The following is a 15,672-nucleotide window of genomic DNA, read 5'->3' as shown; positions in this document are numbered from 1 at the left end:
GTGCCGGGCGACCTCGGACGTTCGGATTGATCGGCGGGGTGGTGCCCTGGTAGCGGCCACCCAGCTGGGCGGGGTGCGGTCTGGGGCGTCGGCGGTGCGCGTGTATCGCGCGCCTTGCTCGTCCCAGTCGGTCCAAACCTTCGGCGGGTAGAGGCCTTCGTGCGACAACTCGCTCTCGCCGGGGGTGGGTCGGGACGCGTCCTTCATCAGACGAAGATCTGGGTGTCGGCTGGGGCTGTGTACGGGGCCGACTGGGTGATCTGGATAGCCACTGCGGCGGATCGGTGTCGAACCCCGGCGCCGACCGACCTCAGGAAGAATGAGTCAATGGCGGCTGGGATTCCGATGTTCGAGATCAGCCGCTTCATGGGCCGCTCCAAGCCCAGCGCCACCGAGACCGTCTACGCGCACCTGCTCGGCGACGACCACAGCGCCGCGATGGGCGCGCTCGGGGGACTGGCCGCCGCCACAACAGAGGCTCACGCCGGGAACGTGATCCGCCTCCGGGGCTAGTCGCCCTCGTCGTCGCGGTCGGCCAGATCCTTCAGCTGCCTGATGAGTTCCTCCAACAATTCGTTGTCCATGTGAATCTGAATTCCTATGGGATGAACGATGTGTTGCCCTTCGGCTGCGATGAGCCGCGCGGGCATCGTCTCGACGAGCACCAGATACTCCTCGATGAAGTCCTCCATGCCGCTGAGCGGTAGGTCCACTAAGCGTGCGCATGTGTCGAGGACGTTGATGAAGTCGCTAGGCGCCGCGACGCCGCGGACTCGTTGCGCCAGTTGAAGATAGCGATCATAGAAGTCCATCAGCCGTGTTGCGACGTGGACGATCCCGTCGGGGTCCGCGTCCGACTCATCTTCGGGCGTTCCGAACACCGATTGGAACGCATCTGTCAGCAAGAAGCCATTCATTTGTTGACCCACCTGCTCGACGTCGTGCACGGTGTTTCGGGCCAAGTCCGCCAAGTCGTCGAAGGTGGTGATCCGATCTCCCGTGGGGTGGGCAAACCCGAGGCGGTGGTCGCGCATCGCCATCGACATCGCTTCCCGTCGCTGGACCAAGACGGACGCGAACGCTGCCCACCGCCAGGAATGCGGGCGCTCTTGCAGGAGCGCAACGAGGCCCTCCTGAGTTGCCTGCACTTCGCCGAACCGGGGCTCGTCATCGGCGGGGTCAGCGGGGTCGGTCTGCTCCGTCATCACTGCGTCGAGCTTTTCGCGGATGGCCTCGATGACACCAGCAACCCCTTCGCGCACTCCGTCGAGGTCTCCGATCGTGCCCAACAGCCCCTTGACGTCATCGAGCTTCGTCGAGTCGAGACGCACTGGAAGGATGTACGCGCCCTGAGTCATCATGCGACGGCGCAGTGCGGCCTTGCGCTCGACGCCGCACCACTCTTTCTCGGCGTACTCGCGCGAGATGAACATGACAACGTATCGGGCCTCATCGCGATAGAGGGTTGTGAAGACCTCGGTCAACTCTTCGCCCCAGAGCGCCGCCTTGTAATCCGCGTCGTAGAAGACGCGGTCTTTTGGCAAGCCAAGTCCGCGCACCACATCGTGCACGAAATCACGCTGCTCACCCGCGAACGACACCGCGATGTCGTACTTGTACTGGGTCGGCACGTCCGTGGCGTTTCCCTCCGGCGGTTCGCCGGTTGCTTCATCAGTCATCGTCATCTCCTGTTGTTTGAGGCTCCCTTCGGTCGTGCGGAAACCAGCGCGTTCAGAATAGGAGAACGTGTGTTCGATTCAAGAGGACACGCTGTGTGCGGGGCGACGGTGAGCGGCGTACACGCAACATTGATCACGGGCGTCGCAAATGTCCCACGGGCCTCAGGCGGTTGGAGCCTCAGCAGCCTTTCCGGGGTACGGCGTCAGCAGGCGGACCGTGGTCCGGAACGCAGAAAACCGCCCTAACCAGGGCGGCTCTCTTGGAGCGGGCGACGGGAATCGAACCCGCGTAGCTAGTTTGGAAGACTAGGGCTCTACCATTGAGCTACGCCCGCGTGCAGTGCAACGCAGACTGTACCGGCGCCGACGTAGTCAAATCCAATTGAGTGCGTCGCGTGTCGGACCCGTAGTATCTCGTGCGCAGCGAGACACGGGGTGTAGCGCAGCTTGGTAGCGCATCCGCTTTGGGAGCGGAAGGCCGCAGGTTCAAATCCTGTCACCCCGACAGACACCCACATCGAACGAGCATGCAAGGAGCACCGCAGTGAAGAGCACCGTCGAGAAGTTGAGCCCGACCCGGGTTCGCATCAACGTGGAGGTGCCCTTCACAGAGTTGGCGCCCGACTTCGATCGCGCGTTCAAGGAGATGGCCAAGTCGATCCGCATGCCCGGATTCCGTCCGGGCAAGGTGCCGGTGCGACTCCTCGAGCAGCGCGTCGACAAGCAGGCCATGTTCGAGCAGGTCATCGGCGAGGCAGTGCCCGGCCGCTACAGCGAGGCCGTGGCCACCTCCGAGGTCAAGCCCCTCGGGCAGCCGGAGATCGACATCACGAACAAGCAGTACGGCGAGGATCTGGCGTTCACCGCCGAGGTCGACGTTCGCCCCGAGATCACGCTGCCCGATCTGGCGGCGCTGAAGATCGAGGTTGACCCGATCGAGGTCTCCGACGATGAGGTCGACACCGAGCTGCAGAACCTGCGGGCCCGCTTCGGCACCCTCACCGGTGTTGACCGCCCGGCCCAGGACGGCGACTTCGTGTCGATCGACCTGTCGGCCACCGTCGACGGCGAGGACGTGCCGGAGGCCAAGACCGAGGGGCTGTCCCACGAGGTCGGCTCGGGTCAGCTCATCGAGGGTCTCGACGAGGCGATCAAGGGCCTGAAGGCCGAGGAGAGCAAGGTCTTCAAGACCACCCTCGTCGCGGGCGAGCACGCCGGCAAAGAGGCCGATGTCACGGTCAAGGTCAACTCCGTCAAGGAGCGCGAGCTTCCCGAGCCGGACGATGAGTTCGCGCAGCTGGCAAGCGAATTCGACACCATCGACGAGCTCAAGGAGAGCCTCGTCGAGCAGGTGAAGCGGGTCAAGCGCGTCCAGCAGGCCGAGCAGATCCGGGACCGCGCACTCGAGGCGCTGCTCGAGCAGACCGAGATCCCGCTGCCCGAGGCCATCGTGCAGGCGCAGGTGGACGACACGCTGCACAACGCCATCCACGGCCTGGAGCACGACGAGGAGAAGTTCGCCGAGTCGCTGGAGAAGGAAGGCAGCTCGCGCGAGGCGTTCGATGCGGACAACCGCACGAATTCCGAGAAGGGCGTCAAGACGCAGCTGCTGATGGACGCCGTCGCCGATCACCTCGACATCCAGGTCGGGCAGACCGACCTCACCGAGCGTCTGGTGCTGATGTCACGTCAGTACGGGCTCGAGCCGCAGCAGCTGCTGCAGGTCCTCCAGCAGAACAACCAGCTGCCCGCGATGTTCGCCGACGTGCGCCGTGGCCTGACGATCGCCGCCGTGGTGCACGGTGCGACGGTCACCGACACCGAGGGCACCGAGATCGACACCGCGGAGTTCTTCGGGCCGCCGAACGCCGAGCAGCCAGCCGAGATCGCCGCAGATGACGACGACGCAGACGACGTCGCAGATGACAGCGTCGCCGTCGAGGAGAACGCGGCCGACGACGACGTGGCGGCCGACGACACGAAGTGACGCTGTGAGCGAACGCCGGCGTTCTAGGGAGTGCACGGCGTCGTGGGTTGGTTAGTGTCGGTGGACATGAACGACGAGTACGAATACTCGAAGAAAGCAGGTATCCAGTCGTGACTGAAATGCGTGCGAGCACGTCGGGGCTCAACCTCGTCGACTCGGTCTATGAGCGGTTGCTCGCCGAGCGAATCATCTTCCTGGGCTCGCAGGTCGACGATGACATCGCCAACCGGCTGTGCGCGCAGATCCTGCTGCTGTCAGCGGAGGATCCCACCAAGGACATCCACCTCTACATCAACTCGCCGGGCGGCTCGATCAGCGCCGGTATGGCGATCTACGACACGATGGTGCTCGCACCATGTGACGTCGCCACCTACGGCATGGGCATGGCCGCCTCGATGGGCGAGTTCCTGCTCGCCGCGGGCACCAAGGGCAAGCGCTACGCCCTGCCCCACGCGCGCATCCTGATGCACCAGCCGCTGGGTGGGGTCACCGGTAGCGCCGCCGACATCGCCATCCAGGCCGAGCAGTTCGCGGTCATCAAGAAGGAGATGTTCCGGCTCAACGCCGAGTTCACCGGCCAGACGATCGAGCGCATCGAGGCCGACTCCGATCGCGACCGCTGGTTCACGGCGCAGGAGGCGCTGGAGTACGGCTTCGTCGATCACATCATCACCAGCGCCAACCTCAACGGAGTGAAGCCATGACCGACCACACCGACCCGAGACTGGCCCCCCAGGCGCGCTACATCCTGCCCTCGTTCATCGAGCACAGCAGCTTCGGCGTCAAGGAGTCCAACCCGTACAACAAGCTGTTCGAGGAACGCATCATCTTCCTCGGCGTCCAGGTCGACGACGCGTCGGCCAACGACATCATGGCGCAGCTGCTGGTGCTGGAGTCGCTCGATCCCGACCGCGACATCACCATGTACATCAACTCGCCCGGTGGCTCGTTCACGTCCCTGATGGCGATCTACGACACCATGCAGTACGTGCGTGCCGACATCCAGACCGTGTGCCTGGGGCAGGCCGCATCGGCTGCGGCCGTGCTGCTGGCGGCTGGAACGCCGGGTAAGCGCCTCGCGCTGCCCAACGCCCGCATCCTGATCCACCAGCCGTCGCTGGGCGGTGTCATCCAGGGGCAGTTCTCCGACCTCGAGATCCAGGCCGCTGAGATCGAGCGGATGCGCACGCTGATGGAGACCACGTTGGCCCGTCACACCGGCAAGGACGCCGAGACGGTGCGTCGGGACACCGATCGCGACAAGATCCTGACGGCCGCACAGGCCAAGGAGTACGGGATCATCGACACCGTCCTCGAGTACCGCAAGCTGTCCGCGCAGAACGCCTGACGTCCGAACGGCGCGAATGCGCCAGCGCCGGTACGGTCGAAGTGTCCCTCTCGTGCCCGAAACTCTCCGCCGGATAACGGCGGCGACACGCCAGCGACACGGTGGCGCGTCCGGCGGGCCGTGGGGGACGACACGGGATATGTTCTCCTCCTACGCAGGTGAATATCACCGACGCGATTCGGCTTTATCGGTCGATGGCGACGGAACATACGGGTAGCGTCGGGTTACACCCGAGGTGTCCCTCCGGATGACAGATGTCGACGGCGATCGCAGAAAGTAGGCCAGCAGGACAATGGCACGCATTGGAGATGGCGGCGACCTGCTGAAGTGCTCGTTCTGTGGCAAGAGTCAGAAGCAGGTCAAGAAGCTCATCGCCGGGCCCGGCGTCTACATCTGCGATGAGTGCATTGACCTGTGTAACGAGATCATCGAGGAAGAACTCGCTGACGCCGATGACGTCAAGCTCGACGAGCTGCCCAAGCCCGCCGAGATCCGCGAGTTCCTCGAGGGTTACGTCATCGGACAGGACACCGCGAAGCGCACGCTGGCCGTCGCGGTCTACAACCACTACAAGCGCATTCAGGCGCAGGAGAAGTCGCGTGACTCGCGGGCCGAGCCCGTCGAGCTGTCGAAGTCCAACATCCTGATGCTCGGTCCGACCGGTTGCGGTAAGACCTACCTGGCGCAGACGCTCGCCAAGATGCTCAATGTCCCGTTCGCCATCGCCGACGCCACCGCGCTCACCGAGGCCGGCTATGTCGGTGAGGACGTCGAGAACATTCTGCTCAAGCTGATCCAGGCTGCCGACTACGACGTCAAGCGCGCCGAGACCGGCATCATCTACATCGACGAGGTCGACAAGATCGCCCGCAAGAGCGAGAACCCGTCGATCACCCGCGACGTGTCCGGTGAGGGTGTGCAGCAGGCGCTGCTGAAGATCCTCGAGGGCACGCAGGCGTCGGTGCCGCCGCAGGGCGGGCGCAAGCATCCGCATCAGGAGTTCATCCAGATCGACACGACGAATGTGTTGTTCATCGTGGCGGGTGCGTTCGCCGGCCTGGAGAAGATCGTGTCCGATCGGGTCGGCAAGCGCGGCCTTGGCTTCGGCGCCGAGGTGCGGTCCAAGGCCGAGATTGACACGCAGGACCACTTCGCCGAGGTCATGCCCGAGGATCTGATCAAGTTCGGTCTGATCCCCGAGTTCATCGGTCGCCTGCCGATCGTCGCCTCGGTGACCAACCTCGACAAGGAATCGTTGGTCACGATCCTGTCGCAGCCCAAGAACGCACTGGTGAAGCAGTACACCCGCCTGTTCGACATGGACGGTGTGGAACTGGAGTTCACCGACGAGGCGCTCGAGTCCATCGCGGACCAGGCGATCCACCGTGGCACCGGTGCCCGCGGTCTGCGCGCCATCATGGAAGAGGTCCTGCTGCCGGTGATGTATGACATCCCCAGCCGCGACGACGTCGCCAAGGTGGTCGTCACCAAGGAGACCGTCGAAGACAACGTGCTTCCGACCATCGTGCCGCGCAAGCCGCAGCGCAGCGAGCGCCGCGACAAGAGCGCCTGAGTTTGATCGCAGAATAGCCTCCGCCACGGCGGGGGCTTTTTCTGTTGTGCGCTACGGGCTGAGTGTTGCCGTGATACCGGCGAGCACCGTCGTCAGCCCGACTTCGAATGATGCGTCCGCATCGGGGTTGAACAGGACGAGGCGAACCCGAGCGGTGAGCGGAAACCGCTCGGCGTCAAGCAGTTCGGCATTGGCGTACGGGTTGTCCTCGTAGTCGACGCCCGACCTGGCCTGCTCCTCGATGGCGCTGCCGGTGACATAGTGCAGCAAGACCAGGACCGTCTGCGCGGCCGCGTCGAGATCGAATCCGGCGGACTGCAGACCAGTCAGCACCATCTCGTTGGCGGGCCGGGCGGACGGGGTCGCTGAGCCGACGAACACACGTGCGCCGTCGCGGTATTGCAGCAGCGCCGACCGTAGCGTCCGCGCGACATCGGCGAGCCAATGCGCCACGGAGTCGCCATCGCCGAGTGGTCGCAGTCGTTGGCAGGCCTCGGCCGCGATGACGTCGGCCATGGCGTCGAGCAGCTCGCGCTTGTTCCTCACATGCCAGTAGAGGGTGGGAGCCTGCACGCCGAGCGCGGAGGCCAGGGTCCGCATGGAGAGACCGTCGAGACCGTGGTCGGCGAGCAGGTCCAGGCCCGTCCGGGCGATGACGTCACGGGTCAACTTGGGCGACACACCACTCACCCTAACACTGTTAGAGTCGTCTCTAACGACGTTAGAGAGGGGTGCGAAATGAGTGATGTCATCGTGGTCGGTGCAGGTCCAACCGGGTTGATGCTGGCGTGTGAGCTGGCATTGGCAGGCGTGACGGTGCAGCTGATCGACCGGTCGCCGGAGCGCTCGGATGCCTCGCGGGCGGCGGGGATGAATGCCCGCACCATGGAGATCCTCGATCAGCGCGGGATGCTTGAAGCCTTCGCGGCAGCGGGACGACCGATGGCGGCCGGGCACTTCTCGGGGATTGCGCTGGACACGGCTCTGCTGCCGACACGGCGTCCCTACACGTTGGCCATCATGCAGGCCGACACCGAACGCGTGTTGGAGGACTTCGCCACCCGGCTGGGTGTGGGGGTGCAGTGGTCCACGGAGCTGACGGGCATCGAGCAGGGCGACACCGGTGTCACGGTGACGACCGACGGTGTGGCGGGGCCCGCATTGCATCAATCCCGGTACGTAGTGGGCTGTGACGGCGGACGCAGTGCGGTACGGAGATTGATCGGTATCGAATTCGACGGCGCTGATGCCCAGTTCGTCACGCTGCTAGGTGACGTCGAGATGGAGCACCCGCCTGCCGAGCGCACCTTTCTGCAGCGGCGGGACGCCGGCACCGTGACCGTGCTGCCGTTCGGTGCACTCTCCGGTGACACATGGGCGCGTGTCATGGTCACCGAATACCGTTCACCGGGTGCCGATTCGGGGGAGGTGACCATCGACGGGTTACGCGGGGTGCTGCAGAGTGTCGCGGGGACCGACTACGGCATCCACACGCCTCGCTGGTTGTCCCGATTCGCCGATGCCTCCCGGCAGGCGACCCGCTATCGCGACGGCCGAGTCCTGCTGGCCGGCGACGCCGCACACATCCATCCGCCGCTCGGTGGTCAGGGCATGAACATCGGGATGCAGGATGCGGTGAACCTGGGGTGGAAGCTGGCCGCGGTGCTGCGAGGCGTGGCCGACGAGGCATTGCTCGACAGCTACCACGCCGAGCGTCATCCAGTCGCCGCTCGGGTGCTGACCAACACCCGGGCGCAGACCGCCCTGCTCGACGAGGGGGAGAACGTCACTGCGATGCGGCAGACGTTCGAACGACTGTTGAGTGTTGACGCCGCCAATGAGCAAGTGGGCGCCGAGATCTCAGGCCTCGACGTCTGCTACCAGGAGGGTGATCACCCCTTGGTGGGTCGACGGGTCCCAGACGGTGACATCATGGTCGGTACTCGGCCGCGGCGCGTCTATGAGCTGCTGTATCCGGCACGACCGGTGCTACTGACCTTCGACATGCAGATGGACGACGAGGCCGAGGCGAACCTGAGCGACCACGTCGTGCGGGTGGCGGCCGACAGCGTGGTGCGTCGGTGGCGGCTGCCGGTGATCGGTTGGGTCCCGCTGCCGGCCGCGCTGTTGATCCGGCCCGACGGCCATGTGGCCTGGGTTTCCCGGGACGGATCGACCGACGGACTCCGGCGGGCGGCCGCACGAATCGGCGCAGCCGGTCAGCTGTAGGTGATCCGTTTGCTAGTGTCGGGGTGGGCGCGCAGGACCGCCCGACGTCCGCTCGAAGGGGCTCAGCCTCCCTGCAGCTGTATCACGTTGTGACCGACCTCTTCTCGGCCCGACTTCGCGGACGCGGGCTCTCGAGAGGAGGCCGTCATGGCCAGCACCCTGCCCAATAATCCCTCCCTGGATCGGCTGCGTGATTCCGCACGCAGACTGCAGCGAGGGGTCACCGCGTCCGATCCCCAGGCGCTGGACCTCGTCCGGCGATACCATCCGCGGCCCGATATCGCACTCGGTGACGCCCCCGTTCGGTTCGCCCTGCACAATGCGCAACTGACCGTTGCCCGACGCTACGGATTCTCCGGATGGCCCGCCCTGGTGCACTACCTGGCACTCGCCGGAGACATCAGCGTCGACCCGAGCGGAGTCGACGAGGACGCCCTCGACCCCGCGGACCGATTCTGCGCGCTGGCCTCGTTGCGCTACGACGACGCCGACGCCCCATCGCGGCGCCGGGCCGCGGCGAAACTGCTCAAGGCTGACCCGGGGTTGGTCGAGCGGCACGTGTGGGCGGCCGCGTCCGCGGCGGACCCGGTCGCCATGGGCCGCCACCTCGCCGTCAGACCCGCGCTGGCGACTGCCCGCGGTGGGCCCTTCGGCTGGGTGCCGCTGATGTATCTCTGCTACTCACGCGCCCCGATCGACCGTGGCGAGGCCAAAGTGCTCGCTGCTGCAAGGCTTTTGCTCGATGCCGGGGCCGACCCGAACGCGGGCTACCTGTGGTGCGGAATGTCGACGCCGTTCACGGTGCTGACCGGCGTGTTCGGCGAGGGCGAGCAGGGTCCTCGCAGACAGCCGCGGCACCCGTTCGCGTCCGCACTGGCCACGCTGCTGCTGCAGCGGGGAGCGCACCCGGTAGACCAGCAGACCCTCTACAACAGGATGTTCCGACCCGACAACGCGCACCTGGAACTGCTGTTCGCGCACGGGCTGGCCGACGCGGCGCCGAGCCCATGGGAGCGTCTGCTCGGTGAGGCGATGGAGACGCGGGCGCAGATGTGGCAGCGCCAGATCAGCTGGGCTGCCGAGCACGGATTCACCGACCGCCTGGATCTGCTGGCCCGACACGGTGTCGACGTCTCGGATGTCGATGTCATGGTGCCCGCGCTTCCAGATGACCCGAACACCCGTGACGATGACGGTGCGACACCCCTGCACCATGCCGCTTGGGACGGTGACCTCGACCTGATCGAGCGGCTACTGGCGGCCGGGGCCGATCCGACGGCGACTGACACCCGATTCGGAACGACCCCGCTGGGGTGGGCCGAGCACGCCTACCAGACCGAGGCCGCTGACCTGCTGCGGCCGCTCAGCCCGGGTGCTTGATCCGGTCGGGCCGGGTGTAGACGTTCATCGACGCGCCGCGCAGGAAGGCCACCAGGGTGAGGCCGGCCTGACTGGCGAGGTCGACGGCCAACGACGACGGTGCGGAGACGGCGGCGAGCACCGGAATGCCCGCCATGACGGCCTTCTGCGTCAGCTCGAATGACGCCCGCCCACTGACGAGCAGCACGGTGCCGGTGAGCGGGATGCGTTCGTTCTCGACCGCCCAGCCGATGGTCTTGTCGACGGCGTTGTGGCGGCCGATGTCCTCCCGGACCACCAGCAGCGTGCCGTCCGCATCGAACAGCGCGGCGCCGTGCAGTCCGCCGGTGCTCGCGAAGACCTTCTGCGCCGCGCGGAGTTGGTCGGGCATGGCGGAGAGGGTTTCGGCGGAGACGACTGTCGGGTCATCACCGGGGGAGTGCCTGCTGATGGTGCGCACGGCGTCAATGGACCCCTTGCCGCACACGCCGCACGACGACGTGGTGTAGAAGTTGCGGGTCACATCCAGGTCGGGCAGCGCAACGTCCGGAGCGAGTCGCACGTCCAGCACGTTGTAGGTGTTGGTGCCGTCCTCTCCCGTCCCGCGGCAGTACTCGACACGGGCGATGTCATCGCGATGCTCGATGACGCCCTCGGTGAGCAGGAAACCCTGTGCCAGTTCGATGTCCGAGCCGGGGGTGCGCATCGTAACGGTGATGGCGGAACCGTTGAGCCGCAGCTCCAGGGGCTCCTCGACAGCCAGCGTCTCGGGCCGGGTGGTCACCTGATCCCCGTTGAGGTGACTGACTCGCCGCCGCGCGGTGACCCTACCCATGCGCAGGCTCCAGTCGGATCACGACGGCCTTGGACACCGGCGTATTGGACTTGAGTGCGGTGTGGTCCAGTGGAACCAGGGGGTTGGTCTCGGGGTAGTAGGCGGCGGCGTTGCCGACGGGCGTGGAGTACGGCACGACGAGGAAGTCCTTCGCGCGGCGCTCCTCGAGATCGCCTGCGGCGTTGCGGTACTCGGAGATCAGATCCACGCGGGCGCCCTCGGCCAGGCCGAGGCTGGCGATGTCGGTGGGGTTGACGAACACCACGCGGCGGCCACCCTTCACGCCGCGGTAGCGGTCGTCGAGGCCGTAGATCGTGGTGTTGTACTGGTCGTGGCTGCGCAGCGTCTGAAGTACCAGACGCCCCTCCGGCACCGGCACCCACTGCAGCGGCTCGTTCGTGAAGTTGGCCTTGCCGGTGGTGGTGGGGAATTCGCGGGAGTCGCGCGGTGGATGCGGCAACTGGAAGCCGTCGGGTGCGCGAACCCGGGCGTTGTAGTCGGTGCAACCGGGCACCACGTCGGCGATGGCGTCGCGGATGCGATCGTAATCGTCGACCAGCTCCTCCCACGGCACCGGATGATCCGCGCCCAGCACCGCACGCGCCAGTTGGCACACGATGGCCACCTCGCTGCGCAGGTGCTCGCTGGGCGGTGTCAGGCTGCCGCGCGACAGGTGCACCATCGACATCGAATCCTCCACCGAGACAAGCTGTTTGCCGCCCGCCTGGAAGTCCTTGTCGGTGCGGCCCAGGGTGGGCAGGATGAGCGCGGTTCGGCCGTGCACGACGTGGCTGCGGTTGAGCTTGGTGGACACCTGAACCGTCAGCGCACACGTGCGCAGTGCCGCCTCGGTGACCTCGGTGTCGGGGGTGGCCGATGAGAAGTTGCCGCCCATCCCGATGAACACCTTGGCCCGGCCGTCGCGCATGGCCCGGATGGCGTCGACGGTGTCGTACCCGTGCTTGCGCGGGCTCTCGATGCCGAAGCGAGAATCCAGCGCGGCGAGGAACTGCTCGGGCATCTTCTCCCAGATGCCCATCGTGCGGTCGCCCTGAACGTTGGAGTGCCCGCGAACCGGGCACACCCCGGCGCCGGGCTTGCCGATCATGCCGCGCATCAGCAGCAGGTTGGTGGCCTCGCCGATGGTGGCCACCGCGTGCCGCTGCTGGGTCAGTCCCATCGCCCAGCAGAAGACGGTCCGTTCCGACGCGGCGAGCATGCCCGCGACCCGCTGCAGCTGTTCACGACCGATTCCGCTGGCCTGGGTCACCGTGTCCAGATCGACTTCGCGGGTGCGGGTTTCGTACTCGTCGAAGCCCGCGCAGTGCCGCTCGATGAAGTCGCGGTCCAGGACTGAGCCCGGAGCCGCGTCGTCGGCCTCCAGTAGCAGCCGGCCAAGGCCCGCGAAGAGTGCCATGTCGCCGCCGAGCCGGATCTGCACGAACTCGTCGGCGATCGGGACGCCGTGCCCCACCACGCCGTGCACCTTCTGCGGGTCCTTGAACCGCATGAGGCCCGCCTCGGGCAGCGGGTTGACGGCGATGATCTTGGCGCCGTTGGCCTTCGCCTTCTCCAGGATGGACAGCATCCGGGGATGGTTGGTGCCCGGGTTCTGCCCGGCGATGAGGATGCAGTCCGCGTTCGCGACGTCCTCCACCGTGACGGATCCCTTGCCGATGCCGATGGCGTCGACAAGCGCCGTGCCCGAGGACTCGTGGCACATGTTGGAGCAGTCCGGCAGGTTGTTGGTGCCGAAACTGCGCACCAACAACTGGTAGAGGAACGCGGCCTCATTGCTGGTGCGCCCGGAGGTGTAGAACAGGGCCTCGTCGGGGCTGTCGAGTCCGCGCAGCTCATCGGCGATCAGTCCGTATGCCTCATCCCAGCCGATGGGGCGGTAGTGCGTGTCCCCAGGTCGCAGCACGACGGGCTCGGTGAGCCGGCCCTGCTGCGACAACCAGTACTCCGGCTGGCCGGCCAGATCGTGGACCGAGTGGCGGGCGAAGAACTCGGGTGTGACCCGTCGCTTGGTGGCCTCCTCGGCCACGGCCTTGGCGCCGTTCTCGCAGAACTCGGCGAGCTTGCGGCCGCCGTGCTCCTCGGGCCAGGCGCACCCCGGGCAGTCGAATCCGTGGCGTTGGTTCAGCTTGGACAGGGCCACCGCGGTCCGCACCGGACCCATCTGCTCGAGCCCGCGCCGCAGCGACACCGCCACGGCGGTAACCCCTGCGGCCTCGTCCTCGGCGCCTGTGACGATGATCTCTCGCTCGTCGATGGTCGCGTCGATGTCAAGGTCGGGGTGGCGCCGGGTTCCCATGTCTCCAGCTTAGGCGGGACGTCCACGCGAACCCATTTCCCGACGTTCACGGCCGGCATTGTGACGGCGACATCGACGTAACAATTCCGGAACATGGCGTTTCTAAGGTGAGCCGGTCACGTCCGCGAATGAGTTGCGGGCGCACGCGGGGAGAGGAACTCCATTGAGTGGAAATGTGGTCAGGCGGCAGGCCATCACCAGCGTCGAGGCCTACGTGCCCCCCGCCATCAGCTTCGACCCGGCCGAGGCGCCCGGCGAGATCTTCGGCTCCAACGTCTTCACGCTGGCCGAGATGCGTCTGCGTCTGCCCAAGTCGGTCTACAAGTCCGTTGCCGCGAGCATCGAGAAGGGCGCCAAGCTGGACCCGTCCGTCGCCGACTCCGTCGCCTCGGTGATGAAGGACTGGGCGCTGTCGCGGGGTGCCACGCACTATGCGCATGTCTTCTACCCGATGACCGGGTTGACCGCAGAGAAGCACGACAGCTTCCTCGAGCCGGTGTCTGACGGTCAGACGCTGGCCGAGTTCGCAGGCAAGACCCTCATTCAGGGCGAGCCGGACGCCTCGAGCTTCCCGTCGGGTGGTCTGCGTTCCACCTTCGAGGCGCGTGGCTACACCGGCTGGGACGTCACCAGCCCGGCCTACATCCTGGAGAACCCCAACGGCAACACGCTGTGCATCCCGACGGTGTTCGTCTCGATGACGGGTGAGGCGCTGGACTTCAAGACGCCGCTGCTGCGCAGCCAGCAGGCGATGGGTGCCCAGGCCGAGCGCATCCTGAAGTTGTTCGGGCACAGTGACTTCGACCAGATCGTGTCGTTCTGCGGTCCCGAGCAGGAGTACTTCCTGATCGACCGGCACTTCTTCCTGGCGCGCCCCGACCTCATCAACGCGGGCCGCACGCTGTTTGGCGCCAAGCCGCCCAAGGGCCAGGAGTTCGACGATCACTACTTCGGCGCCATCCCCGAGCGGGTGCTCGGCTTCATGATGGACACCGAGCGTGAGCTGTTCAAGCTCGGCATCCCGGCGAAGACCAGGCACAACGAGGTCGCGCCGGGGCAGTTCGAGATCGCGCCGATGTTCGAGCGGGCCAATATCGCCGCCGACCATCAACAGCTGCTCATGACCACGTTCAAGACGATCGCCAAGAAGCACGGTATGGAGTGCCTGTTCCACGAGAAGCCGTTCGCCGGCGTCAACGGGTCGGGTAAGCACGTCAACTTCTCGCTGGGTAATGCGCAGTTCGGCAGCCTCCTGGTGCCCGGTGACACCCCGCACGAGAATGCGCAGTTCCTGGTGTTCTGCGCCGCCGTCATCCGCGCGGTGCACAAGTTCTCCGGCCTGCTTCGGGTGTCGGTGGCCTCGGCCACCAACGACCACCGTCTCGGCGCCAACGAGGCGCCGCCCGCGATCATCTCGATCTTCCTGGGCGACCAGCTCGCCGATGTGTTCGAGCAGATCGCCAAGGGTGCCGCGACGTCGTCGAAGGGCAAGGGCACCATGATGATCGGGGTCGACACCCTGCCGCACCTGCCGACCGACCCGGGCGACCGCAACCGCACCAGCCCGTTCGCGTTCACCGGAAACCGGTTCGAGTTCCGTGCGCCGGGCTCGGGTCAGACCATCAACGTGCCGATGATCATCCTCAACACGATCATGGCCGACTCGCTCGACTACATGGCGACGGCGCTGGAGAAGGCCGTGGGCGAGGGCGAGGACTTCGACATGGCGGTGCAGAAGCTGCTCACCGAGATCATCACCGAGCACGGCGCCGTGGTGTTCAACGGTGACGGCTACTCGGACAACTGGCAGGTCGAGGCGGCCGCGCGCGGACTGCCCAATCTCAAGACGACGCTGGACGCCATCCCGGAGCTCGCGAAGCCGGAGGCGGTCGAGGTCTTCGAGCGCTACGGCGTCTTCAACGCGCGCGAGTTGGAGAGCCGCGCCGAGGTCCGCTACGAGACCTACGCCCTCACCATCACCGTCGAAGCCAAGCTGACCCTGGAGTTGGGGTCGACCGTCGTGCTGCCCGCGGCGATCCGCTACCAGACCGAGTTGGCGCAGAATGTCGCGACGCTGAAGGCGGCGGGTGTCGAGCCGGACCTGACGCTGCTGCAGACGGTCTCCGCGCCGATCTCCGACCTGACCGGGGCGCTGACCGCGCTGAAGACTGCGATGGCCGAACACGGTGGGGACACCGCCGCGGAGGAGGCCGCCCACGCGCAGAGCCTGCTGCCGCTGATGGACGCGGTGCGAGCCGCCGCTGACGCGCTGGAGGGTGTCGTCGCCGACGATCTGTGGCCGCTGCCCACCTACCAGGAGATGCTCTACATCCTGTAGCCGGAGC

Annotated in this window: 12 protein-coding genes and 2 tRNA genes; 9 read left to right on the top strand and 5 right to left on the bottom strand. The window is 66.3% G+C overall.

The annotated features are described in order from the left end of the window. Positions 1-327 precede the first annotated feature (327 nt). Positions 328-513, top strand: coding sequence for a hypothetical protein (locus ABIA65_RS29680; RefSeq protein WP_354525789.1), 186 nt, complete (start codon positions 328-330; stop codon positions 511-513). Here the strand turns inward: ABIA65_RS29680 and ABIA65_RS29675 are convergent. Beyond that, entirely contained in the window at positions 510-1,685 is a 1,176-nt protein-coding gene (locus ABIA65_RS29675) for a TIR domain-containing protein (RefSeq protein ID WP_354525788.1), read from the bottom strand. The genes ABIA65_RS29680 and ABIA65_RS29675 overlap by 4 nt on opposite strands. A gap of 255 nt (positions 1,686-1,940) precedes the next feature. Beyond that, positions 1,941-2,014 (bottom strand) — tRNA-Gly (locus ABIA65_RS29670). A gap of 96 nt (positions 2,015-2,110) precedes the next feature. Here ABIA65_RS29670 and ABIA65_RS29665 point away from each other — a divergent pair. From ABIA65_RS29665 to clpX, 5 genes are all read left to right on the top strand, one after another. After that, positions 2,111-2,184: transfer RNA gene (locus ABIA65_RS29665), tRNA-Pro, on the top strand. A gap of 39 nt (positions 2,185-2,223) precedes the next feature. Further along, positions 2,224-3,666, top strand: coding sequence for a trigger factor (gene tig, locus ABIA65_RS29660; RefSeq protein ID WP_354525787.1), 1,443 nt, complete (start codon positions 2,224-2,226; stop codon positions 3,664-3,666). A 119-nt stretch (positions 3,667-3,785) separates the two neighbouring features. Further along, positions 3,786-4,370, top strand: a complete 585-nt coding sequence (locus ABIA65_RS29655; RefSeq protein WP_241405574.1) for an ATP-dependent Clp protease proteolytic subunit — start codon at positions 3,786-3,788, stop codon at positions 4,368-4,370. Further along, positions 4,367-5,014, top strand: a complete 648-nt coding sequence (locus ABIA65_RS29650) for an ATP-dependent Clp protease proteolytic subunit (protein ID WP_241404347.1) — start codon at positions 4,367-4,369, stop codon at positions 5,012-5,014. Before ABIA65_RS29655 ends, ABIA65_RS29650 begins: the two co-directional genes overlap by 4 nt. A gap of 292 nt (positions 5,015-5,306) precedes the next feature. Beyond that, positions 5,307-6,587 carry an ATP-dependent Clp protease ATP-binding subunit ClpX gene (gene clpX, locus ABIA65_RS29645; RefSeq protein WP_241404348.1) on the top strand — a complete coding sequence of 427 codons (1,281 nt, stop codon included), beginning with the start codon at positions 5,307-5,309 and terminating at the stop codon, positions 6,585-6,587. 51 nt (positions 6,588-6,638) lie between these two features. Here the strand turns inward: clpX and ABIA65_RS29640 are convergent, their stop codons facing one another. After that, entirely contained in the window at positions 6,639-7,268 is a 630-nt protein-coding gene (locus ABIA65_RS29640) for a TetR/AcrR family transcriptional regulator C-terminal domain-containing protein (RefSeq protein ID WP_354525786.1), read from the bottom strand. A gap of 57 nt (positions 7,269-7,325) precedes the next feature. Here ABIA65_RS29640 and ABIA65_RS29635 point away from each other — a divergent pair, with 57 nt between their 5' ends. Then, complete coding sequence (locus ABIA65_RS29635) at positions 7,326-8,816, top strand: FAD-dependent oxidoreductase (RefSeq protein ID WP_354525785.1); 1,491 nt, start codon at positions 7,326-7,328, stop codon at positions 8,814-8,816. Positions 8,817-8,963: 147 nt separating this feature from the next. Next, a complete protein-coding gene (locus ABIA65_RS29630; protein ID WP_354525784.1) occupies positions 8,964-10,196 on the top strand; it encodes an ankyrin repeat domain-containing protein in 1,233 nt (410 codons plus the stop codon). On the opposite strand, the gene fdhD is transcribed toward ABIA65_RS29630, so the two are convergent. Continuing rightward, positions 10,180-11,010, bottom strand: a complete 831-nt coding sequence (gene fdhD, locus ABIA65_RS29625; RefSeq protein ID WP_241404352.1) for a formate dehydrogenase accessory sulfurtransferase FdhD — start codon at positions 11,008-11,010, stop codon at positions 10,180-10,182. The two genes, ABIA65_RS29630 and fdhD, sit on opposite strands and share 17 nt — an antisense overlap. Further along, on the bottom strand, positions 11,003-13,327 hold the full coding sequence (locus tag ABIA65_RS29620; RefSeq protein WP_354525783.1) for an FdhF/YdeP family oxidoreductase: 2,325 nt from the start codon (positions 13,325-13,327) through the stop codon (positions 11,003-11,005). The genes fdhD and ABIA65_RS29620 overlap by 8 nt, the downstream gene beginning before the upstream one ends. A gap of 163 nt (positions 13,328-13,490) precedes the next feature. Between ABIA65_RS29620 and ABIA65_RS29615 the strand changes: the two genes are divergently transcribed. Then, complete coding sequence (locus ABIA65_RS29615; RefSeq protein WP_354525782.1) at positions 13,491-15,665, top strand: glutamine synthetase III family protein; 2,175 nt, start codon at positions 13,491-13,493, stop codon at positions 15,663-15,665. Positions 15,666-15,672 lie beyond the last annotated feature (7 nt).

The sequence above is a fragment of the Mycolicibacterium sp. 624 genome (assembly GCF_040548615.1).
GTDB lineage: Bacteria > Actinomycetota > Actinomycetes > Mycobacteriales > Mycobacteriaceae > Mycobacterium.
Note: the sequence above shows the minus strand (reverse complement) of the source record. Positions and strands in the feature narration are given on the sequence as shown.